The organism is Leucobacter sp. (assembly GCF_053528595.1).
Genome location: NZ_JAIVPF010000037.1, coordinates 1 through 21,040, shown reverse-complemented (window position 1 = coordinate 21,040; position 21,040 = coordinate 1). Strand labels below are relative to the sequence as shown.

At 67.2% G+C, this 21,040-nt stretch carries 29 protein-coding genes; 27 read left to right on the top strand and 2 right to left on the bottom strand.

The window, feature by feature from the left end:
• Position 1: 1 nt before the first annotated feature.
• The 7 genes from ACWKZU_RS07850 to ACWKZU_RS07820 all read left to right on the top strand — a co-directional run bounded on the left by ACWKZU_RS07850 (position 2) and on the right by ACWKZU_RS07820 (position 8,574).
• Positions 2 to 637 (top strand): spermidine/putrescine ABC transporter substrate-binding protein, encoded by a 636-nt coding sequence (locus tag ACWKZU_RS07850; protein ID WP_449281761.1) that lies wholly within the window; start codon positions 2 to 4, stop codon positions 635 to 637.
• A gap of 309 nt (positions 638 to 946) precedes the next feature.
• Positions 947 to 1,318 carry a 30S ribosomal protein S12 gene (gene rpsL / locus ACWKZU_RS07845; RefSeq protein WP_017885335.1) on the top strand — a complete coding sequence of 124 codons (372 nt, stop codon included), beginning with the start codon at positions 947 to 949 and terminating at the stop codon, positions 1,316 to 1,318.
• Positions 1,318 to 1,788: a 30S ribosomal protein S7 gene (rpsG, locus tag ACWKZU_RS07840; protein ID WP_024356767.1), complete on the top strand. Its 471-nt coding sequence runs from the start codon at positions 1,318 to 1,320 to the stop codon at positions 1,786 to 1,788. Before rpsL ends, rpsG begins: the two co-directional genes overlap by 1 nt.
• Before the next feature lie 239 nt (positions 1,789 to 2,027).
• A complete protein-coding gene (gene fusA, locus ACWKZU_RS07835; protein WP_449281760.1) occupies positions 2,028 to 4,148 on the top strand; it encodes an elongation factor G in 2,121 nt (706 codons plus the stop codon).
• A gap of 158 nt (positions 4,149 to 4,306) precedes the next feature.
• The gene (gene tuf / locus ACWKZU_RS07830; protein WP_449281759.1) at positions 4,307 to 5,500 is read left to right on the top strand and encodes an elongation factor Tu; all 1,194 of its coding nucleotides are present in this window, start codon (positions 4,307 to 4,309) and stop codon (positions 5,498 to 5,500) included.
• Between the two features lie 201 nt (positions 5,501 to 5,701).
• Entirely contained in the window at positions 5,702 to 7,501 is a 1,800-nt protein-coding gene (locus ACWKZU_RS07825) for a polysaccharide biosynthesis protein (protein WP_449281758.1), read from the top strand.
• Positions 7,498 to 8,574: a UDP-phosphate alpha-N-acetyl-D-fucosaminephosphotransferase gene (locus tag ACWKZU_RS07820; RefSeq protein ID WP_449281757.1), complete on the top strand. Its 1,077-nt coding sequence runs from the start codon at positions 7,498 to 7,500 to the stop codon at positions 8,572 to 8,574. The genes ACWKZU_RS07825 and ACWKZU_RS07820 overlap by 4 nt, the downstream gene beginning before the upstream one ends.
• 176 nt (positions 8,575 to 8,750) lie before the next feature.
• On the opposite strand, the gene ACWKZU_RS07815 is transcribed toward ACWKZU_RS07820, so the two are convergent.
• Both ACWKZU_RS07815 and ACWKZU_RS07810 read right to left on the bottom strand, forming a co-directional pair.
• Positions 8,751 to 9,587, bottom strand: coding sequence for a phosphosulfolactate synthase (locus tag ACWKZU_RS07815; RefSeq protein ID WP_449281756.1), 837 nt, complete (start codon positions 9,585 to 9,587; stop codon positions 8,751 to 8,753).
• A gap of 34 nt (positions 9,588 to 9,621) precedes the next feature.
• Positions 9,622 to 10,995 carry an MmgE/PrpD family protein gene (locus tag ACWKZU_RS07810; RefSeq protein ID WP_449281755.1) on the bottom strand — a complete coding sequence of 458 codons (1,374 nt, stop codon included), beginning with the start codon at positions 10,993 to 10,995 and terminating at the stop codon, positions 9,622 to 9,624.
• A 489-nt stretch (positions 10,996 to 11,484) separates the two neighbouring features.
• Here ACWKZU_RS07810 and rpsJ point away from each other — a divergent pair, with 489 nt between their 5' ends.
• From rpsJ to rplO, 20 genes are all read left to right on the top strand, one after another.
• Positions 11,485 to 11,793, top strand: a complete 309-nt coding sequence (gene rpsJ / locus ACWKZU_RS07805) for a 30S ribosomal protein S10 (protein ID WP_010156393.1) — start codon at positions 11,485 to 11,487, stop codon at positions 11,791 to 11,793.
• A gap of 14 nt (positions 11,794 to 11,807) precedes the next feature.
• Positions 11,808 to 12,461 (top strand): 50S ribosomal protein L3, encoded by a 654-nt coding sequence (gene rplC, locus ACWKZU_RS07800; RefSeq protein WP_449281754.1) that lies wholly within the window; start codon positions 11,808 to 11,810, stop codon positions 12,459 to 12,461.
• 3 nt (positions 12,462 to 12,464) lie between these two features.
• Positions 12,465 to 13,133 carry a 50S ribosomal protein L4 gene (gene rplD, locus ACWKZU_RS07795; protein WP_449281753.1) on the top strand — a complete coding sequence of 223 codons (669 nt, stop codon included), beginning with the start codon at positions 12,465 to 12,467 and terminating at the stop codon, positions 13,131 to 13,133.
• Positions 13,130 to 13,429, top strand: a complete 300-nt coding sequence (rplW, locus tag ACWKZU_RS07790; protein WP_449281752.1) for a 50S ribosomal protein L23 — start codon at positions 13,130 to 13,132, stop codon at positions 13,427 to 13,429. The genes rplD and rplW overlap by 4 nt, the downstream gene beginning before the upstream one ends.
• A gap of 22 nt (positions 13,430 to 13,451) precedes the next feature.
• Positions 13,452 to 14,288, top strand: a complete 837-nt coding sequence (rplB, locus tag ACWKZU_RS07785) for a 50S ribosomal protein L2 (RefSeq protein WP_449281751.1) — start codon at positions 13,452 to 13,454, stop codon at positions 14,286 to 14,288.
• A gap of 24 nt (positions 14,289 to 14,312) precedes the next feature.
• On the top strand, positions 14,313 to 14,594 hold the full coding sequence (rpsS, locus tag ACWKZU_RS07780) for a 30S ribosomal protein S19 (RefSeq protein WP_105804995.1): 282 nt from the start codon (positions 14,313 to 14,315) through the stop codon (positions 14,592 to 14,594).
• Positions 14,595 to 14,620: 26 nt separating this feature from the next.
• Positions 14,621 to 15,001: a 50S ribosomal protein L22 gene (gene rplV, locus ACWKZU_RS07775; protein ID WP_105804996.1), complete on the top strand. Its 381-nt coding sequence runs from the start codon at positions 14,621 to 14,623 to the stop codon at positions 14,999 to 15,001.
• Between the two features lie 3 nt (positions 15,002 to 15,004).
• Positions 15,005 to 15,763: a 30S ribosomal protein S3 gene (gene rpsC / locus ACWKZU_RS07770; RefSeq protein WP_024356779.1), complete on the top strand. Its 759-nt coding sequence runs from the start codon at positions 15,005 to 15,007 to the stop codon at positions 15,761 to 15,763.
• Positions 15,764 to 15,765: 2 nt separating this feature from the next.
• Positions 15,766 to 16,185 carry a 50S ribosomal protein L16 gene (gene rplP / locus ACWKZU_RS07765; protein ID WP_130109256.1) on the top strand — a complete coding sequence of 140 codons (420 nt, stop codon included), beginning with the start codon at positions 15,766 to 15,768 and terminating at the stop codon, positions 16,183 to 16,185.
• On the top strand, positions 16,185 to 16,499 hold the full coding sequence (gene rpmC / locus ACWKZU_RS07760; protein ID WP_130109255.1) for a 50S ribosomal protein L29: 315 nt from the start codon (positions 16,185 to 16,187) through the stop codon (positions 16,497 to 16,499). Before rplP ends, rpmC begins: the two co-directional genes overlap by 1 nt.
• A 2-nt stretch (positions 16,500 to 16,501) precedes the next feature.
• The gene (rpsQ, locus tag ACWKZU_RS07755) at positions 16,502 to 16,777 is read left to right on the top strand and encodes a 30S ribosomal protein S17 (RefSeq protein WP_449281750.1); all 276 of its coding nucleotides are present in this window, start codon (positions 16,502 to 16,504) and stop codon (positions 16,775 to 16,777) included.
• Positions 16,778 to 16,808: 31 nt separating this feature from the next.
• Positions 16,809 to 17,177, top strand: a complete 369-nt coding sequence (gene rplN / locus ACWKZU_RS07750; protein ID WP_105805000.1) for a 50S ribosomal protein L14 — start codon at positions 16,809 to 16,811, stop codon at positions 17,175 to 17,177.
• Between the two features lie 4 nt (positions 17,178 to 17,181).
• Positions 17,182 to 17,544, top strand: coding sequence for a 50S ribosomal protein L24 (gene rplX, locus ACWKZU_RS07745; protein WP_449281749.1), 363 nt, complete (start codon positions 17,182 to 17,184; stop codon positions 17,542 to 17,544).
• A complete protein-coding gene (gene rplE / locus ACWKZU_RS07740) occupies positions 17,544 to 18,104 on the top strand; it encodes a 50S ribosomal protein L5 (RefSeq protein WP_449281748.1) in 561 nt (186 codons plus the stop codon). The genes rplX and rplE overlap by 1 nt, the downstream gene beginning before the upstream one ends.
• A gap of 117 nt (positions 18,105 to 18,221) precedes the next feature.
• Positions 18,222 to 18,620 (top strand): 30S ribosomal protein S8, encoded by a 399-nt coding sequence (rpsH, locus tag ACWKZU_RS07735; RefSeq protein ID WP_449281747.1) that lies wholly within the window; start codon positions 18,222 to 18,224, stop codon positions 18,618 to 18,620.
• A 6-nt stretch (positions 18,621 to 18,626) separates the two neighbouring features.
• Entirely contained in the window at positions 18,627 to 19,163 is a 537-nt protein-coding gene (gene rplF / locus ACWKZU_RS07730; protein WP_449281746.1) for a 50S ribosomal protein L6, read from the top strand.
• Between the two features lie 3 nt (positions 19,164 to 19,166).
• On the top strand, positions 19,167 to 19,541 hold the full coding sequence (gene rplR / locus ACWKZU_RS07725; protein WP_449281745.1) for a 50S ribosomal protein L18: 375 nt from the start codon (positions 19,167 to 19,169) through the stop codon (positions 19,539 to 19,541).
• Positions 19,538 to 20,242: a 30S ribosomal protein S5 gene (gene rpsE / locus ACWKZU_RS07720; RefSeq protein ID WP_449281744.1), complete on the top strand. Its 705-nt coding sequence runs from the start codon at positions 19,538 to 19,540 to the stop codon at positions 20,240 to 20,242. Before rplR ends, rpsE begins: the two co-directional genes overlap by 4 nt.
• Entirely contained in the window at positions 20,242 to 20,430 is a 189-nt protein-coding gene (gene rpmD / locus ACWKZU_RS07715; RefSeq protein ID WP_449281743.1) for a 50S ribosomal protein L30, read from the top strand. Before rpsE ends, rpmD begins: the two co-directional genes overlap by 1 nt.
• Positions 20,427 to 20,888: a 50S ribosomal protein L15 gene (gene rplO, locus ACWKZU_RS07710; RefSeq protein WP_449281742.1), complete on the top strand. Its 462-nt coding sequence runs from the start codon at positions 20,427 to 20,429 to the stop codon at positions 20,886 to 20,888. The genes rpmD and rplO overlap by 4 nt, the downstream gene beginning before the upstream one ends.
• Positions 20,889 to 21,040: the final 152 nt, after the last annotated feature.

The following is a 21,040-nucleotide window of genomic DNA, read 5'->3' as shown; positions in this document are numbered from 1 at the left end:
CGTGGCGGGCACGATCGAGACTCGGGTCGACGCAGCGGTCGACGCCTGGCTGCGATGGCTGCCGGGCTGGTCTCCCGGCACGCACCGCGGGCGCGCCCGGCTGTGCCGCAGATGCACGGGCTCCCCGCTGCTCGCGGCCGCGGGGCTCACGAGCGACGTCCCGCACCAGGTGACCCACGCGCTGGTGTCCCGCATGCAGCGCATCATCGACCGGCGGGTGGACGAGTTCACGGAGCAGGAGCTGCCGGCGCTGCACGCCGAGCTCACGGGCGCGGAGATGTGGCAGAGCGGCGGATACGATCCCGCAGCCGGGCTCGCGCCCGAGTACGAGGGGCTCGATCCGGATCCCGAACCGGACGACGGCGGGCAGCCGTTCCTCTTCACCCTCGCGGGGCTCGCGGAGGAGACCCGCCCCGAGCCTCCGCTGCCGCGCCCGCCGCTCAGCGCGGAGGAGAAGCAGCGGTTGCGCCGCGAGATCGAGCTGGCCGACCGCTGCGCCGAGGAGGCGGGCCGGGAGGTGTGCTTCGCGCTCGTGACGCACCGGCCCCGCGTCGAGGCGGCGATCCAGCGCTTCGTGGAGCCGCAGATCAGGGCGATGCTCGACGAGCTCAGCCGCAACCTCGAGCCGCCGCAGTAGGCGGGGCCCGCCCGGGCGATGGAAGGCACTCGCACCCGTTCCCTGTCTTGCGCTCTGTTACGTCAACGCGTAGAGTTGATGTTTGGTGTGCTCCAGCGTATTGAGTCGTGCCCGCACGACGCCGATCGGGGGAGCCCGCCGAGGGTCACTCGCCCCCAGGGCTGACACCCCCACGGCATAGCTGCACTCGGTCCTCCGCACCTCGTTCGCGCGGGGCGGGCGACAGCAGCTCCGCGGCCGCGCAAGCCGTCGCACATGCTTGACCATGAAAGCATTCCTGTCACCGTGCAGGACGAATGAGGAGAATCAGTGCCTACTATTCAGCAGCTGGTTCGCAAGGGCCGTACGCCGAAGGTCTCCAAGACCAAGGCGCCCGCCCTGAAGGCGAACCCGCAGCAGGCCGGGGTCTGCACCCGTGTCTACACCACCACGCCCAAGAAGCCGAACTCGGCGATGCGCAAGGTCGCTCGTGTGAAGCTCCGCAACGGCACCGAGGTCACCGCCTACATCCCGGGCGAGGGCCACAACCTGCAGGAGCACTCGCTGGTGCTCGTGCGCGGTGGTCGTGTCAAGGACCTCCCCGGTGTCCGTTACAAGATCGTGCGCGGCGCGCTCGACACGCAGGCGGTCAAGGACCGTCAGCAGGCTCGCAGCCGCTACGGTGCAAAGAAGGTGAAGTAATGCCCCGTAAAGGTCCTGCTCCGAAGCGCCCGGTCGTCGCCGATCCCGTCTACGGCTCGCCCGTGGTGAGCCAGCTGGTCAACAAGATCCTGCTCGACGGCAAGAAGGGCCTCGCCGAGCGCATCGTCTACGGTGCTCTCGAGAACGTGGCCGAGAAGTCCGGCCAGGATGCCGTGACGGTCCTCAAGAAGGCGCTCGACAACGTGCGCCCCACCCTCGAGGTCCGCTCGCGCCGGGTCGGCGGCAGCACCTACCAGGTGCCCGTCGAGGTCAAGCCGCACCGCGCGAACACGCTCGCGCTGCGCTGGCTGACCAGCTACGCGAAGGCTCGTCGTGAGAACACGATGACCGATCGTCTCACCAACGAGATCCTCGACGCGTCCAACGGCCTCGGCGCCGCTGTGAAGCGTCGTGAGGACACGCACAAGATGGCCGAGTCGAACCGCGCGTTCGCTCACTACCGCTGGTAGTCATCCGCTCCACCCGTCATCCTGCGCGGAGGCCGCTCGCGGCCGGAGTCGCAGGTCCCGACCCCTCGCGACGTCGAGGGCGAGATCCTGCGACTCGCGTGGCCCGCACCGGGCCACCGTGAAACGCGAGAAGCGCTGACGCGTTTCTCTCACAGCGTTTCACGCGCGCAGGATGACGGCGGGTGCGGGCCCGCTCCCGCACCGCATACACTTCCCATCCCACACCGGAGGAGACCCCTGTGGCACAAGACGTGCTCACCGACCTGAGCAAGGTCCGCAACATCGGCATCATGGCCCACATCGATGCCGGCAAGACCACCACCACCGAGCGCATCCTGTTCTACACGGGTGTCAACCACAAGCTGGGCGAGACCCACGACGGCGCTTCGACCACCGACTGGATGGAGCAGGAGAAGGAACGCGGCATCACGATCACCAGCGCCGCGGTGACCTGCTTCTGGAACCAGAACCAGATCAACATCATCGACACCCCCGGTCACGTCGACTTCACCGTCGAGGTGGAGCGCTCGCTGCGCGTGCTCGACGGCGCCGTCGCGGTGTTCGACGGCAAGGAGGGCGTCGAGCCCCAGTCGGAGACCGTGTGGCGTCAGGCCGACAAGTACGGCGTGCCCCGCATCTGCTTCGTCAACAAGATGGACAAGATGGGCGCCGACTTCTACTTCACGGTCGACACCATCATCAGCCGTCTCGGTGCGAAGCCGCTCGTGATGCAGCTGCCGATCGGCTCGGAGAGCGACTTCATCGGCGTCGTCGACCTGCTCTCGATGAAGGCGTTCGTCTGGGAGGGCGACGCCAAGGGCGACGTGACCCTGGGCGCCAACTACGAGACCCAGGAGATCCCCGCCGAGCTCCAGGCCAAGGCCGAGGAGTACCGCGCGCAGCTCGTGGAGACGGTCGCCGAGACCGACGACGCGCTGCTCGAGAAGTTCTTCGGCGGCGAGGAGCTCACGATCGACGAGCTCAAGGCCGGCATCCGCAAGATGGTCGTGAACAACGAGATCTACCCCGTCTACTGCGGCTCGGCGTTCAAGAACCGCGGCATCCAGCCGATGCTCGACGCGGTCGTCGACTTCCTGCCGAACCCGCTCGACGTGGGCGCCATCGAGGCGCACGACCCGCGCGACGAGTCGGTGGTCATCGAGCGCAAGCCCTCGGCCGACCAGCCGTTCTCGGCGCTCGCGTTCAAGATCGCCGTGCACCCGTTCTTCGGCCGCCTCACCTACGTGCGCGTCTACTCGGGCCACGTGGAGTCGGGCGCCCAGGTCGTCAACTCGACCAAGGGCAAGAAGGAGCGCATCGGCAAGATCTTCCAGATGCACGCCAACAAGGAGAACCCGGTCGACGAGCTCACCGCGGGCAACATCTACGCCGTGATCGGCCTCAAGGACACCACCACCGGTGACACCCTGAGCGATCCCGACAACCAGGTCGTGCTCGAGTCGATGACCTTCCCGGAGCCCGTGATCGAGGTGGCGATCGAGCCCAAGACCAAGGGCGACCAGGAGAAGCTCGGCGTCGCCATCCAGAAGCTCGCCGAAGAGGACCCCACGTTCCGCGTGAGCCTCAACGCCGAGACCGGCCAGACCGTGATCGCCGGCATGGGCGAGCTGCACCTCGACATCCTCGTGGATCGCATGAAGCGCGAGTTCAAGGTCGAGGCCAACGTGGGCAAGCCCCAGGTGGCCTACCGCGAGACGATCCGTCGCGAGGTGCCGAAGTACGACTACACCCACAAGAAGCAGACCGGCGGCTCCGGTCAGTTCGCGAAGGTGCAGATCGCGCTCGCGCCGCTCGAGGTCGAAGAGAACAGCGACAAGACCTACGAGTTCGAGGACAAGGTGACCGGCGGCCGCGTGCCGCGCGAGTACATCCCCTCGGTCGACGCGGGCATCCAGGACGCCATGCAGTACGGCATCCTCGCCGGGTTCCCGGTGGTCAACGTCAAGGCGACCCTGCTCGACGGCCAGTACCACGACGTCGACTCCTCGGAGATGGCGTTCAAGATCGCCGGTTCGATGGCCTTCAAGGAGGCCGCGCGCCTGGCGCAGCCCGTGATTCTCGAGCCGCTCATGGCGGTCGAGGTGCGTACTCCCGAGGAGTACATGGGCGACGTCATCGGCGACCTGAACTCCCGTCGCGGACAGATCCAGTCGATGGAGGACGCCAGCGGCGTCAAGGTCGTGCGCGCACTCGTGCCGCTCTCCGAGATGTTCGGGTACATCGGCGATCTGCGGTCGAAGACCAGCGGTCGCGCGGTGTTCTCGATGACCTTCGACTCCTACGCGGAGGTTCCGAAGGCCGTGGCCGATGAGATCGTTCAGAAGGCTAAGGGCGAGTAAACCCGCCCGGAGGCCGGCGGCGGGCATCGTCCGCCGCCGGCCGCACCGCTCAAGTCGCGATCACAGACCTGAGCTTGTAACATAAGTACACACCCCGTACTCGTGCCCTTCGAAACCGTCGAAGGGGGAGGGTACTCGACGTCCTGAGGAGGACCATAGTGGCGAAGGCCAAGTTCGAGCGGACCAAGCCGCACGTGAACATCGGAACGATCGGTCACGTCGACCACGGTAAGACCACCCTTACCGCGGCGATCTCGAAGACGCTTGCCGACAAGTACCCGTCGGACACCAACGTCCAGCGCGACTTCGACACGATCGACTCGGCTCCGGAGGAGCGCCAGCGCGGCATCACCATCAACATCTCGCACGTCGAGTACGAGACCCCGAAGCGTCACTACGCTCACGTTGATGCCCCCGGTCACGCCGACTACATCAAGAACATGATCACCGGTGCCGCTCAGATGGACGGCGCGATCCTCGTGGTCGCCGCCACCGACGGCATGATGGCCCAGACCAAGGAGCACATCCTGCTCGCCAAGCAGGTCGGCGTTCCCTACCTGCTCGTCGCGCTCAACAAGAGCGACATGGTCGACGACGAGGAGATCCTCGAGCTCGTCGAGATGGAGGTCCGCGAGGAGCTCTCCAAGCACGGCTACCCGGGCGACGACGTCCCCGTGGTCCGCGTCTCGGGCTACGAGGCACTGCAGGGCAACGAGAAGTGGGTCAACTCCGTTCTCGAGCTCATGGAGGCCGTCGACGATTCGATCCCCGATCCCGTGCGTGACAAGGACAAGCCGTTCCTCATGCCCGTCGAGGACGTCTTCACCATCACCGGCCGCGGCACCGTGGTCACCGGCCGCGCCGAGCGCGGCACGCTGAAGATCAACTCCGAGGTCGAGATCGTGGGTCTGCGCCCGACGCAGAAGACCACCGTCACCGGCATCGAGATGTTCCACAAGCAGCTCGACGAGGCCTGGGCCGGCGAGAACTGCGGTCTCCTCCTCCGCGGCACCAAGCGCGAAGAGGTCGAGCGCGGTCAGGTCGTGGTCGAGCCCGGTTCGATCACCCCGCACACCAAGTTCGAGGGCACCGCCTACATCCTCAAGAAGGAAGAGGGCGGCCGCCACAACCCGTTCGAGACGAACTACCGTCCGCAGTTCTACTTCCGTACGACTGACGTGACCGGTGTCATCACCCTGCCCGAGGACAAGCCGATGGTCATGCCCGGCGACACCACCGACATGACGGTCGAGCTGATCCAGCCGATCGCCATGGAGGAGGGCCTCGGCTTCGCGATCCGCGAGGGCGGCCGCACCGTCGGCGCCGGCACGGTGACCAAGGTCGTCGAGTAAGTCTGAACAGACTCCGCGAAGCGATTCGCCGAAGAACCCCCGGGAGCGATCCCGGGGGTTCTTCGCGTCTGCGGGCGCGGACGGGGCGAACGGCTGCGGGCCGGGCGAACGGCGCGGGCTGGCGGCGGGCGCCCGCGCGGGCGGTATCCTCGAAGGGGACCCCGGCCGGGGTCGATGTGTCCAGGGAGCGAGGGAGGCCGAGTGCCGCAGACCGTCGGAGCGCGTATCGCCCACTTCGCACGCCAGTACGGGCTGCTGTTCCTGCTCGATGCCGCGGCCTGGGCGATCGGGATCCTCGCGGCACTGGTGCTGCGCTTCGACTTCAACCTCTCCCGCATCCACCCGGGGTGGACACTCGCGGTGATCGGCGTCACGATCGCGCTGCAGCTGATCGCCGGCTGGCTGTTCTGGCTGTATCGCAACCGCTACGAGGTGGGCAGCTTCGACGAGGTGCGGGCGCTCGTGCTCGACATCACCGCGGTGATGGTGGTCGCGTGGGTGTTCGCCTATCTCATCGGATACGGCAACGGCATTCCGCGCAGCACGCTGATCATCGCGGCCCCCATCACCTTCAGCCTCATGGGCGTGGCGCGCTACGTCTACCGTCTCTACAACGAGCGGCAGCTCAAGCCCGGCGATGAGGCCGAGCGCACGCTGCTCTACGGCGCCGGCTACCTCGGCGTGCAGACCGCGAAGCGCCTGCTCACCGACGCGAAGGGCTCCGCACTCCCGGTGGGGTTCATCGACGACGATCCCGTCAAGCGGCACCAGGAGGTGCGCGGCGTGCGGGTGCTCGGCTCGCTCGAGGACCTGCGGCGGATCGCCCGCGAGACCCGCGCCACCAGGCTCATCGTGTGCATCGGAGACGCGGACACCGCGCTGATGCGCCGGGTCGACGAGGCCGCGGACCGGGCGGGCATGACCGCGATGGTGCTGCCGCCGCTCGAGCAGATCCTGCAGAACGCCTCGGTCATCTCCAACGTGCGCGAGCTCTCGATCGAGGACCTCATCGGTCGCCACCCCGTGCGGCTCGAGACCGAGTCGATCGCGGAGTACCTGCAGGACAAGCGCGTGCTGGTCACGGGGGCCGGGGGATCGATCGGATCGGAGCTCTGCCGGCAGCTGGCGCGCTTCGCCCCGCGCGAGCTGATCATGCTGGATCGCGACGAGACCGCACTGCAGGAGAGCCAGCTCTCCATCAGCGGGCACGGGCTGCTCGACACGAACGACGTGGTGCTGGCCGACATCCGGGACGAGGCGACGCTGACGCGGATCTTCACCGAGCGCCGGCCCGAGGTGGTGTTCCACGCGGCGGCCCTCAAGCACCTGCCGATGCTCGAGCAGTACCCCGACGAGGCCTGGAAGACCAATGTGCTCGGTACGCTCAACGTGCTCCGCGCCGCCGAGGCGGCGAACGTGAGCACCTTCGTGAACATCTCCACGGACAAGGCGGCGAATCCCACGAGCGTACTCGGCCACTCCAAGCGCGTCGCCGAGAAGCTGACCGCCTGGATGGCGGAGCGCACCGGACAGCGCTACCTCTCGGTGCGCTTCGGCAACGTCATCGGCAGTCGGGGGTCGATGCTGCCGACCTTCCGCAAGCTGATCGAGGCGGGAGGCCCCATCACGGTCACCCACCCCGAGGTGACGCGCTACTTCATGACGATCCCCGAGGCCTGTCAGCTCGTGGTGCAGGCCGGCGGCATCGGGCGCCGGGGCGAGGTGCTGATCCTCGACATGGGCGAGCCGGTGCTGATCCTCGACGTGGCCAAGCGCATGATCGCGCAGTCGGGCAAGGACGTCGAGATCGTGTTCACCGGCCTGCGGCACGGCGAGAAGCTGCACGAGGAGCTGGTGGGCGACGGGGAGGGCGATGAGCGCCCCTTCCACCCGAAGATCGCGCACGCGCACGTCGACACGATCTCTCCCGAGGTGCTGGATCACGAGGGCTGGGTCGCTCGGATGAACCTGACCAAGGCCGCCGAGGAGCGGGTGCAGTGAGCGCGCTGTTCCTCGGGGTGTTCGGGGGAGTGCTGACGCTCGGGCTGAGCCTCGCGCTGCCCTTCGCGGTCAAGCCGCTGCTGATGCGGCTGGGCATCATGGACGTGCCCAACGAGCGCTCCTCGCACGAGCGGCCGGTGCTGCGCGGCCTCGGCCTCGCGGTGCTGATCGCGATGGCGTGCGGCGGCTCGCTCGTGACCGCGCTCGCGCTCGTGAGCGCGCCCGCGGATCCCGGGTGGGGCTTCCTGCTGGCCGTCGGCGCGGGATCGCTGGCAGCCGGCCTGCTCGGGCTGCGCGAGGATCTCAAGGGCCTGAGCGTGCCGGTGCGCAGCGGGATCCTGCTCGGGATCGCGGCGATCTCGTCCATCGCGCTGCTCGCGATCGCGCACCGCGGGCCGGGGGGCGCCGCGTTCGGATGGCGGCTCGGGATCGACGTGCCGGAGGCGCCCTGGTGGGCGCTGATCCTGCTCGCCGTGTACGGGATCCTCTTCATCTCGAGCTACATCAACGTCGCCAACTTCATGGACGGGCTCAACGGCATCAGCGGCTTCCACGGCGTGATCGCGGGCGCCGCGTTCGCGTCGGCCGGCTGGCTGCTCGGCACGAGCTGGCTGTCCGTCGCGGGGATCGTGCTGGCGACGGGGTTCGCGGGCTTCCTGCCCTGGAACCTCACGAGGCCGGGGGCCTTCCTCGGCGACGTGGGCAGCTATCTGCTCGGGGGAGCGACCGCCGTCATCAGCTTCGCCGCGTTCGCGGACGGGGTGCCGCTGCTGGCCGCGATCGGGCCGATGGTCGTCTACTTCGGCGACGTGGGCGTGACGCTGGTGAAGCGCGTGCGCGCCGGCAAGCGGTGGGACGAGCCGCACAAGGAGCACACCTACCAGCGCATCCAGCAGATGGGGTACTCGCACGTGCAGGCGTCGGCCATGGCCGCGGGGTGCACGCTGCTCGCCTCCCTGCTCGGCCTGGGCTCGCTCTTCACGAACCTCCTCGGCACCCTGGCCCTGCTCGCGGGCGGCCTCGCCGTGCTGGCGCTCTACCTGCTCCTGCCGCGCCTGCTTCCCGCCCGCTGAGCCCGTCGGGCCGAGCGCTCCAGCCGACGAGCTCTGCGGGCCGAGGCCATTCCGTTCTCCGGCGCCCACCGCCGGTTCGGACGGATCCCGCACGTGCGATGCGCAGCGCGTGCGAGAGTCGAACAGGCGGTGCCCTCGGCGCACGACCGCGCGCCGAGGGCACCGCCTGGCCCGGATCACGGCGCGGGGTTGATCACCCGTCCCCAGGTGCTCTTGTTGCCCCAGACGTTCTGCCGCAGACCCTCGAGCTGCAGGATCTGGCTGTGATCGACGAAGAGGTTGACCTCGTTGCCGTAGTTCTTGACGTACCACTCGAAGACCGGGCCGTCGGCGGCCTCGAACATCACGTTTTCCAGGCCGAGCCCGTTGATGATGGAGGCCGCGGCCCCCGTGTCCCACTCGGTGACGTTCTCGGTGATGCCCTCCGACTCGATCATGATGATCGAGGCGCCGGCGTCGAGGGCCCTCCTGCCGCGATCGATGAGATCGCCGATGTCCTTCTTGCTCTCGGCGGCCAGCTCGGCCTCGCTCGAGTCGCCGCCGGAGCCGATCTGGAGTCCGAGCTCGGGCTTGGCCTTGAGCCCGGCCTGCACCACCTTCTCCACCAGGCGCAGCAGGCCGGAGGTGTTGAGCATGATGAAGCCCGTCGAGATCTCGATGACGTCGAAGCCGACCTCCTTCGCCTCCCGGAGGTAGTGATCGACGGCCTCGTCGCCGTAGCGCAGCACGGTCTCGATCCAGCCGCCCGAGGAGACGTAGGCGCCGTGCTCGTGGGCGATGTCGCTGAACGCGCGCACCTGCTCGGTGGGCACGAGGGAGAACGAACCCCCAGCCCATTTGATGCCGTCGACCCACTGGCCGGCGACGTCGAAGACGTCCTGCAGGTGGCGGGTGCCGAACGTGGCGTAGTAGGGCGCGCGGATCTCGGTCACGCCGAAGCTGCGGGGCTTCTCGGGCCGGTACGCGCGGGGCACGAAGTTGAAGGAGACGTCGTGCGGAACTGCGTTGCTCATGGTGTTGCCTTTCTCTCGGGTGGGTCTGCGGTCGTCAGCGGCGAACGGGGGAGACGCGGGCGAGCGCGGCGGTCAGCTCGGAGACGGGCCGGGTCTCGATGGTGCGCACGATCTCCGCGATCTCGTCGCGCAGGGAGTCGTCGGCGAAGGGGGCCGCGAGCGAGTCGAACTTGACCCGGGCGGCCTCCCAGTCGAGCGGGTGGTCGTGGAAGCCGTGGTAGCTGTCCTGCGAGGAGCGGAACGTGGTGCCGTCCGCGAGCGTGATCTCGAGATCCGCGGGCATCTGCTCCGGGAAGCGAGCGGAGAACTCGTCCCTCGGGGAGATCTCGATCTTCGTCATGAGGCTCTGCACGTCCTCCGCGACGATCCGCTCGGGATCGTACTGCGCCGGGGTCAGGCGGCCGTCGAGCAGCACGACGGCGAGCATCCACGGCAGCGAGTGGTCGGCCTCCTCCTTCGTGCGCACCAGGCGCTTGCTGCCCTCCTCGCCGCCGCCGATGATGGAGAAGGCGACGTCGAAGGTGTCGAGGCGGATCCGCTCGATGGCGCGGACGTTGAACCCGTCCTGCGCCCGGATGTCCTGCGCGGCGTCGAGGGCCGACTGCGAGTGGATCTCGGCGTTGTGCTTCTTGATGATCGTGCGGAGGACGCTCTCGAGATCCTCCCGCGACCAGTCGATCTCGAACGGCCCCGCGATCGAGTCCTTGAACCCCTTGTTCCCCTCGAAGACCTCCTCGGGGCCGGTGATCCCGCGCGACGCCAGCAGCGCGGCGAAGGTGCCCTCCTTCGAGACGTGCGGATAGGCGAGGCCCTTCCAGTTGCTCAGATTGCCCGTGCGGGTGACGCGCAGCGCGACGTTCGCGGTGCCGGCGATCGCGATGGCGTTCGCGATCTGCTCGGCGGGCAGCCGCATCGCCTTGGCCGCCGCGGCGGCGGCCGCGAACGCGCCCTGGGTGGTGTGGTCGAATCCCTTGGCGCGCACCGGGGCGACGTCGGACAGTCGGGTGTGCACCTGATAGGCCACCGCGAATGCGGTGAGGAACTCGGCGCCCGATGCGTCGACGCTCTCGGCGGCCGCGAGCACCGCTCCCAGGTTGTCGGACGGGTGGTTGGTCTCGCCCTTGGCCAGATAGGAATCCATGAAGTCGAGGTAGCGGCTCAGCGCGCTGTTGAAGAACGCCGCCCGTTCGGGGCTGGTGCGGCCGCCGCCGATCAGGGTCGCGGTCGGCGTTCCGCCGAGATCGTCGAGGAGGCCCCGGATCGCGACGATCGGTTCGGCGTCGAGGGCGCCGATGGCGACGCCGAGGGTGTCGAGCACTCGGATCCTCAGCTGGTCGAGCGCCTCGGGGCTCAGCTGCTCCCAGCTCGCCTCCGAGACGAAACGGGCGAGATCTTGTGATTCAGTCATCTTCTCCCAATCATCGGATGAAACTTAGGTTCACCTAAATTACACATCAAAAGTATCTCGACGTCAAGATACTTTTTCGTGTTTCCGGTGGGCGGGGCGGCGCGCGGGCGGGCCGCGACACGCCCGGGTTGCATCGAAGCGGGTGGGCGTGCGAGAATAGACAGGTTCAGTACTCCGCGCTTCGGTGCGGTCACTGCCAGGCAGTGCATAGCCGCCCCGGTTCCCCGGGGTCCGGGCTAGGCCGCGGGTAGCGAACAACTCCCGCACGCCAGTCGGCGGCCAGACGCGAGTCCGGCCGTCTTCGTGTGTGCGGGGCCGTGCGAAAGCGCGTTTTGACAGGTGAACAGAGACCCAGCACGTGGTGCCCCATCGGCACCTCACTGCCAGGGCGCTGGTACGCAAGACGTCCAATGCCGATTGCCCCGATCATCTCGACGAGTTCGATGAACGGGGCTGACGGTACGACGCAAGTAGAAAGTAGAGAGTCACATGGCGGGACAGAAGATCCGCATCCGACTGAAGTCGTATGACCACGAGGTCATCGACAGCTCCGCACGCAAGATCGTCGACACGGTGACCCGCGCGGGTGCGACCGTGATCGGCCCCGTGCCGCTCCCCACGGAGAAGAACGTGATCGCCGTGATCCGTTCGCCCCACAAGTACAAGGACAGCCGCGAGCACTTCGAGAAGCGCACGCACAAGCGCCTGATCGACATCGTCGATCCCACCCCGAAGGCCGTCGATTCGCTCATGCGTCTCGATCTGCCGGCCGACGTCAACATCGAGATCAAGCTCTAAGGGGGGATCCGGACATGTCAGCAGTACGTAACGTGAAGGGTCTTCTGGGCACCAAGCTCGGTATGACGCAGGTGTGGGACGAGAACGGCAAGATCGTTCCCGTGACCGTTATCGAGGTGGCCCCCAACGTGGTCACCCAGATCCGCACCCCCGAGGTCGACGGCTACAGCGCCGTGCAGATCGCCGCGGGTCAGATCGATCCCCGCAAGGTGAACAAGCCGACCGCCGGCCACTTCGAGAAGGCCGGGGTCACCCCGCGCCGCCACCTCACCGAGGTGCGCACGTCGGACGCCGCGGAGTACGCGCTGGGCCAGGAGCTCACCGTCGACGGCACCTTCGAAGCCGGTCAGAAGATCGACGTCGTGGGCACCTCGAAGGGCAAGGGCTTCGCGGGCACCATGAAGCGCCACAACTTCAAGGGCGTCTCCGCCTCGCACGGTGCTCACCGCAACCACCGCAAGCCGGGCTCGATCGGCGGCGCCGCGACCCCCGGTCGCGTGTTCAAGGGGCAGCGCATGGCGGGTCGCATGGGTGGCGAGCGCGTCACCGTGCAGAACCTGACCGTGCAGGCGATCGACGCCGAGAAGGGTCTCATCCTGGTCAAGGGTGCGGTCCCCGGTGCTCGCGGTCGTCTCGTTTTCGTTCGCAACGCAGTGAAGGGGGCGTAGTTCATGGCTACCGCTACCAAGCTCGAGGTGCTCGACGCCAAGGGTAAGAAGGCCGGGTCGGTCGACCTTCCCGAGTCGATCTTCGCCGTCGAGACCAACGTCCCGCTGATCCACCAGGTGGTCACCGCTCAGCTCGCCGCTGCGCGTCAGGGTACGCACAAGACCAAGAACCGCGGCGAGGTCTCCGGTTCGGGCGTCAAGCCGTTCAAGCAGAAGGGCACCGGCCGCGCCCGTCAGGGTTCGGTGCGTGCTCCCGAGCACCGCGGCGGCGGCGTCGTGCACGGCCCCGTGCCGCGCGACTACGCTCAGCGCACCCCCAAGAAGATGATCGCCGCGGCTCTCCGCGGTGTGCTCTCGGACCGCGCTCGCGCGAACCGCCTGCACGTCGTCGAGTCGTTCGGCATCGGCGACAAGCCCAGCACCAAGACCGCTCGCGAGTTCCTCGCCTCGGTCGCGCCGGGCAAGCGCGTGCTCGTGGTCGTCGACCGCGAGGACGAGGTCACCGCGCTCAGCGTGCGCAACCTGCAGCAGGTGCACGTGCTGTTCCAGGATCAGCTCAACGCCTACGACGTGGTCGTCAGCGACGATCTCGTCTTCACCAAGGCGGCCTTCGACGCATTCGTCGGCGGTCGTACGGTTGACACCAACACCGCTCAGGAGGTCACGAAGTGAGCTCGAACAAGTCCGCACACGACGTCATCATCCGCCCCATCGTCTCCGAGAAGAGCTACGGCCTCATCGACTCGAACGGCCAGTACACCTTCGAGGTGCAGCCGACCGCTTCGAAGACCGAGATCAAGCTCGCGATCGAGCGGGTGTTCAACGTGAAGGTCGCCAAGATCAACACGCTGAATCGCAAGGGCAAGACCCGCCGCACGAAGTTTGGCATGGGCAAGCGCAAGGACACCAAGCGCGCCATCGTCACGCTGAAGTCGGGCTCCATCGACATCTTCACGGCTGCGCTGTAGAAGGGGCGAAGAGGAACACAACATGGCTATTCGCAAGTACAAGCCGACGACCCCGGGTCGTCGCGGCTCGAGCGTCGCCGATTTCGCAGAGATCACGCGCTCCACGCCCGAGAAGTCGCTGCTCCGTCCGCTCCCCAAGACGGGCGGCCGCAACAACCAGGGCCGCATCACCACCCGCCACATCGGCGGTGGCCACAAGCGCCAGTACCGCGTCATCGACTTCCGTCGCAATGACAAGGACGGCGTGAACGCCAAGGTCGCGCACATCGAGTACGACCCGAACCGCACGGCGCGCATCGCGCTGCTGCACTTCGAGGACGGCACGAAGCGCTACATCATCGCGCCGAACAAGCTGAAGCAGGGCGACATCGTCGAGTCGGGTGCCGGCGCCGACATCAAGCCCGGCAACAACCTGCCGCTGAAGAACATCCCCACCGGTACCGTGATCCACGCGATCGAGCTGAAGCCGGGCGGGGGAGCGAAGCTCGCTCGTTCCGCCGGCGCCTCGGTGCGTCTCGTGGCGAAGGACGGCCCCTACGCCCAGCTGCGTCTGCCCTCGGGCGAGATCCGCAACGTCGACGTGCGCTGCCGCGCCACCGTCGGCGAGGTGGGCAACGCCGAGCAGTCGAACATCAACTGGGGCAAGGCCGGCCGCATGCGCTGGAAGGGCGTCCGCCCGACCGTGCGCGGTGTCGTCATGAACCCGGTGGATCACCCGCACGGCGGCGGCGAGGGCCGCACCTCGGGCGGTCGTCATCCGGTCAGCCCCTGGGGTCAGAAGGAAGGCCGTACGCGTCATCCGAACAAGGAAAGCGACAAGCTCATCGTGCGTCGCCGACCGACCGGCAAGAAGCGTTAATCGGCAGGTAGGAGAGAGTAGAAGATGCCTCGTAGTCTCAAGAAGGGCCCCTTCGTCGACAACCACCTGCTGAACAAGGTGGTTGCCCAGAACGAAGCCGGCACCAAGAACGTGATCAAGACCTGGTCGCGCCGCTCGATGATCATCCCGGCCATGCTGGGTCACACGATCGCGGTGCACGACGGTCGCAAGCACATCCCGGTGTTCGTCACCGAGACCATGGTCGGTCACAAGCTGGGCGAGTTCGCGCCCACGCGCACCTTCCGCGGTCACGTGAAGGACGACAAGAAGGGCCGTCGCCGCTGACGCGGCGACGTGAAGGAGGAAGAGAAATGGTGGAGTCGATCGCACGCGTGCGTCATATCCGCATCACCCCCCAGAAGGCCCGCCGCGTCGTTGACCTGATCCGCGGTAAGAACGCCCAGGAGGCCCTGGCCATCCTGAAGTTCGCCCCGCAGGCCGCGTCGGAGCCGATTTTCAAGCTCGTCGCCTCGGCGATCGCGAATGCGCGCGTCAAGGCCGACAAGGAGAACCTGCGTCTCAACGAGGACGAGCTGGTCATCGCTCGCGCCTTCGTCGACGAGGGCGCGACGCTCAAGCGCTTCCGCCCCCGTGCACAGGGCCGCGCATTCCGTATCAACAAGCGCACCAGCCACATCACCGTCGTCCTGCAGACGGCCGATGAGCTCGCCGCCGCCAAGAAGGGAGCCTAAGGTATGGGCCAGAAGATTCATCCCTACGGCTTCCGCCTCGGGATCACCACCGACCACGTGTCGCGCTGGTTCTCGGACTCGACCAAGAAGGGTCAGCGCTACGCCGACTACCTGGCCGAGGACATCAAGATCCGCCAGCACTTGACGAAGCAGCTCGATCGCGCCGGCGTCTCGCGCGTCGAGATCGAGCGCACCCGTGACCGCGTCCGCGTGGACATCCACTCGGCGCGTCCCGGCATCGTCATCGGCCGCCGCGGCGCCGAGGCCGAGCGCATCCGCGCCGACCTCGAGAAGCTGACCGGCAAGCAGATCCAGCTCAACATCCTCGAGGTGAAGAACCCCGAGGCCGACGCCCAGCTCGTCGCGCAGGGCATCGCCGAGCAGCTCGCCGCTCGCGTGGCATTCCGCCGCGCGATGCGCAAGGGCCTGCAGGGCGCGCAGCGCGCGGGTGCCAAGGGCATCCGCATCCAGGTCTCCGGCCGCCTCGGCGGCGCCGAGATGAGCCGTTCGGAGTTCTACCGCGAGGGTCGCGTGCCGCTGCACACCCTGCGCGCGAACATCGACTACGGCTTCTACGAGGCGAAGACCACCTTCGGCCGCATCGGCGTGAAGGTCTGGATCTACAAGGGCGATCTCACCAACAAGGAACTCGCTCGCGAGCAGGCGGCCCAGAAGCCGTCGCGCGACCGCGGCGATCGTCGCCGCGCGCCCCGTGGCGCGCAGGCCGAGGCTGCACCCGCTGCAGCAGGAGCGGAGAAGTAAGCATGCTGATTCCCCGTCGAGTCAAGTACCGCAAGCAGCACCACCCCAGCCGCAGCGGTCAGTCGAAGGGCGGCAACAAGGTCGCCTTCGGTGAGTTCGGTATCCAGGCCCTCACGCCCGCCTACGTGACCAACCGTCAGATCGAGTCCGCTCGTATCGCGATGACCCGTCACATCAAGCGCGGTGGCAAGGTGTGGATCAACATCTACCCGGATCGTCCCCTCACCAAGAAGCCCGCGGAAACCCGCATGGGCTCCGGTAAGGGCTCGCCCGAGTGGTGGGTGGCCAATGTCAAGCCGGGCCGCGTCCTCTTCGAGGTCGCCGGTGTCAACGAGGAGCTCGCTCGTGAGGCGCTCACCCGCGCCATCCACAAGCTGCCCCTGAAGGCCCGCATTATCAAGCGCGAGGAGGGCGACGCGTAATGGCGATCGGTACCAAAGAACTGGCCATCACCGAGCTCGATTCCTTCGAGGACGAGCGTCTGGCCGAGGAGCTCAAGAAGGCCAAGGCCGAGCTCTTCAACCTTCGTTTCCAGTCGGCCACCGGTCAGCTGGAGAGCCACGGCCGCGTGCGCCAGGTGAAGCGCGACATCGCTCGCATCTACACGGTGCTGCGCGAGCGCGAGCTCGGCATCCGGGTCACCCCGGCCGCCGCCCCTGCTCCCGCCAAGGCGAAGAAGAGCAGCAAGAAGACCGAGCAGGCGGACGCCGCCGCTGATGAGACGAAGGAGGCCTGAACATGGCTGCTGAGGTCCAGAAGGAACAGCGCGGCTACCGTAAGGCCCGCCGCGGCTACGTCGTCAGCGACAAGATGGACAAGACCATCGTCGTCGAGGTCGAGGATCGCGTGAAGCACCCGCTCTACGGCAAGGTCATGCGCCGCTCGTCCAAGGTCAAGGCCCACGACGAGCAGAACACCGCCGGCATCGGCGATCTCGTGCTCATCCATGAGACCCGCCCGCTGAGCGCCACCAAGCGCTGGCGTCTGGTCGAGATCCTCGAGAAGGCGAAGTAAGCCCCGCGCTTACTGAGTGAAGGAGTAACAAGTGATTCAGCAGGAATCCCGACTCAAGGTCGCCGATAACACCGGCGCCAAGGAGTTGCTCACGATCCGTGTGCTCGGGGGCTCGAAGCGTCGCTACGCCGGTCTCGGCGACACGATCGTCGCGACCGTCAAGGACGCGATCCCCGGCGGCAACGTGAAGAAGGGCGACGTCGTCAAGGCCGTCGTCGTCCGCACGCGCAAGTCGACTCGTCGTGCCGATGGCTCGTACATCAGCTTCGACGAGAACGCAGCCGTCATCCTCAAGGCCGACGGGGAGCCCCGCGGCACCCGTATCTTCGGGCCGGTCGGACGTGAGCTGCGCGACAAGCGGTTCATGAAGATCGTCTCGCTCGCACCGGAGGTGATCTAGTCCTATGGGCGCAAAGATCAAGAAGGGTGACCTCGTCGAGGTCATCTCGGGCCCGTCGCAGGAGCGCGGCGGCTACAAGGGCAAGCAGGGGCGCGTCATCGACGTGCTGTCCGAGAGCGACCGCATCGTGGTGGAGGGCGTGAACTACGTCACCAAGCACGTGCGCGTCGGTCAGTCGGAGCGCGGCACCCGCGAGGGAGGGATCGAGACCGTCGAGGCCCCGATCCACGTCTCCAACGTCGCCATCGTCGACCCCGAGACCAAGAAGCCGACCCGCGTCGGCTTCCGCGTCGAGGAGGTCGAGAAGGACGGCAAGAAGAAGACCGTTCGCGTGCGCTACGCCAAGAAGTCTGGGAAGGACCTCTAATGACTGAGACCAAGGTTCAGCCCCGTCTCAAGCAGAAGTACCGGAACGACATCGTTCCGCAGCTGCGCGAGGAGTTCAGCTACGCCAACATCATGCAGGTTCCCGGCGTCGTCAAGGTCGTCGTGAACACCGGTGTCGGCGACGCGGCTCGCGACAGCAAGGTGATCGAGGGCGCCATCGCCGACCTCATCAAGATCACCGGCCAGAAGCCCATGGTGACCAAGGCCCGCAAGTCCATCGCGCAGTTCAAGCTGCGCGAGGGCCAGGCCATCGGCGCGCACGTCACCCTCCGCGGCGACCGCGCATGGGAGTTCCTCGATCGCCTGATCAACCTCGCACTGCCCCGTATCCGCGATTTCCGCGGTCTCTCGGCCAAGCAGTTCGACGGAAACGGCAACTACACCTTCGGTCTGACCGAGCAGAGTGTGTTCCACGAGATCGATCAGGATAAGATTGATCGGGTGCGTGGTTTCGACATCACCGTCGTCACCACCGCGAGGACCGACGACGAGGGTCGTGCGCTGCTCCGCGCGCTCGGCTTCCCCTTCAAGTCGGAATAACTGAATAGTCCAAGCGGCGAGGGTGCCCGGGAGTTTCCCGGGCACCCGATCCGTGTGTCACCCAGGTCGCATTCCGTGTAACGGGGTGTGATACCAGGCGAGAAAGAAGAGTCACTCATGACGATGACTGATCCGGTCGCAGATATGCTGACCCGGCTGCGCAATGCCAACTCTGCGCATCATGACGACGTTTCGCTTCCCGGCTCGAAGCTGAAGGAGCGGATCGCTGAGATCCTCAAGCGCGAGGGCTACATCAAGGACTGGAAGGTCGAGCCGGCACGCGTCGGCACCACCCTCACCATGTCGCTGAAGTACGGCCCCAACCGCGAGCGCTCCATCGAGGGCATCAAGCGCGTTTCCAAGCCCGGCCTCCGGGTCTACGCGCGCTCCACCGAGATCCCGAGCGTGCTCGGCGGCCTCGGCATCGCGATCCTGTCCACCTCCTCGGGGCTCCTCACCGACCGCGAGGCCGAGCAGAAGGGCGTCGGCGGGGAAGTCCTCGCCTACGTGTGGTAAGCCGTCATGTCACGTATTGGTAAGCTTCCCATCACCGTTCCCGGTGGTGTAGACGTCAAGATCGATGGCCAGAAGGTCACGGTCAAGGGTTCGAAGGGCGAGCTGTCGCTCGTCGTCGCCGAGCCCATCCGCGTCGCTCTCGAGGACGGCCAGGTGCTGGTCACCCGTCCCGATGACGAGCGCAACTCCCGAGCGCTGCACGGCCTGACCCGCACGCTCATCAACAACAACATCATCGGTGTCACCGAGGGCTACTCGAAGCAGCTCGAGGTCGTCGGCACGGGCTACCGCGTGCAGCAGAAGGGCACTGGCCTCGAGCTCGCGCTCGGCTTCTCGCACCCGGTGAACGTCGATGCTCCCGAGGGCATCACCCTCGCGGTCGAGGGCAACACCAAGATCACCGTGAGCGGGATCTCGAAGCAGGCGGTCGGCGAGGCCGCCGCGAACATCCGCAAGCTGAAGAAGCCGGAGCCCTACAAGGGCAAGGGCATTCGCTACGCGGGCGAGAACGTCCGTCGCAAGGCAGGAAAGGCTGGTAAGTAACCCATGGCCGCTTCAGTGTCTCGGGCTAAGGGCCGTTCGGCTGCGCGCGTGCGCCGCCACGCCCGCCTGCGTAAGAAGATTGTCGGTACGGAGGCTCGCCCCCGTCTCGTGGTGAACCGCTCGGCTCGCCACGTATTCGTCCAGATCGTCGACGACTCGAAGGGCGTCACCGTCGCCTCGGCATCCACCATGGAAGCCGATCTGCGCGCTTTCGAGGGCGACAAGACCGCCAAGGCCCGCAAGGTCGGCGAGCTCGTCGCCGAGCGCGCGAAGAGCGCCGGTGTCGAGGCCGTGGTGTTCGACCGCGGCGGCAGCAAGTACGCGGGTCGTGTCGCTGCGATCGCCGATGGCGCTCGCGAAGGGGGGCTGACCCTGTGAGCAACGAAACGAAGGAGCAGGAAGTGTCTGCAGAGGCGACTGAGACCCAGGACGCTTCGGCGCCGGCTCAGGATCACCGCAACGAGCCCCGTGAGCAGCGCCGCGGCAGCCGCGATCGCGGCACCCGTGGCGAGCGCGGCGGCCGCGACCGCAGCGAGAGCCAGTTCCTCGAGCGCGTCGTCACCATCAACCGCGTCTCGAAGGTCGTCAAGGGCGGCCGTCGCTTCAGCTTCACCGCCCTCGTGGTGGTCGGCGACGGCAACGGCACGGTCGGTGTCGGCTACGGCAAGGCGAAGGAGGTGCCCCTCGCCATCTCCAAGGGTGTCGAGGAGGCGAAGAAGAACTTCTTCCGCGTGCCCCGCGTCGGCAGCACCATCCCGCACCCGGTGCAGGGCGAGGCCGCAGCCGGCGTCGTGCTGCTCCGTCCGGCTGCCGCCGGTACCGGTGTTATCGCCGGTGGCCCGGTCCGCGCCGTGCTCGAGTGCGCCGGCATCCACGACGTGCTGAGCAAGTCGCTCGGCTCGTCGAACACCCTGAACATCGTGCACGCGACCGTCGAGGCGCTGCAGCAGCTCGAGGAGCCCCGCTCCGTCGCAGCCCGCCGCGGCCTCGACTTCGACCGCGTCGCCCCGGCCCGCATCGTGCGCGCCGAGGCGAAGGCCGCGGCCGACGCTGCCGCGAAGGCAAAGGCAGGTGCGTAATGGCGAAGAGCCTGAGGATTACGCAGACGAAGTCCGTTATCAGTGAGAAGCAGAACCAGCGCGACACCCTGCGCAGCCTCGGCCTCAAGAAGATCGGCCAGACGGTCGTTCGCGAGGACACCCAGGCCAATCGTGGGTATGTGCGCGCGGTCGCTCACCTTGTAGAGGTTGAGGAGATCGACGCATGAGCGAGAAGAACGAGGAGCGCGAGCAGGTGCTCAAGGCGCACCACCTGCGTCCGGCTCCCGGCGCCAAGAAGGCCAAGACCCGCGTGGGTCGCGGCGAGGCGTCGAAGGGCAAGACCGCCGGTCGCGGCACCAAGGGCACCAAGGCCCGTTACCAGGTGAAGGCCGGCTTCGAGGGCGGGCAGATGCCGCTGCACATGCGCACGCCGAAGCTGCGCGGCTTCAAGAACCCGTTCCGCACCGAGTACCAGGTGGTGAACGTCGCCAAGCTCGCGGAGCTGTACCCGCAGGGTGGCGAGGTGACCGTCGAGGATCTCGTGGCCAAGGGCGCCGTGCGCAAGAACCAGCCCGTCAAGGTGCTGGGCGACGGCGACCTGCAGGTCAAGCTCGTCGTGCAGGTGGCCAGGGTCTCCGGCTCGGCCGAGCAGAGGATCGTCGCCGCCGGCGGAGAGATCAAGTAAGGACCCTCCGGGTCCGAACATTTCGAGGATGACTCGAGCAGCGGGGGCGCGGCGGAGTCGGCATTCGTGCCGCTCCGCCGACCCCCGCTTTTTCTTCACACCAGCCCGGCTCTGAGCCGAACTCGCGCTGTGGCGCGAGGACGAAGCGCGGT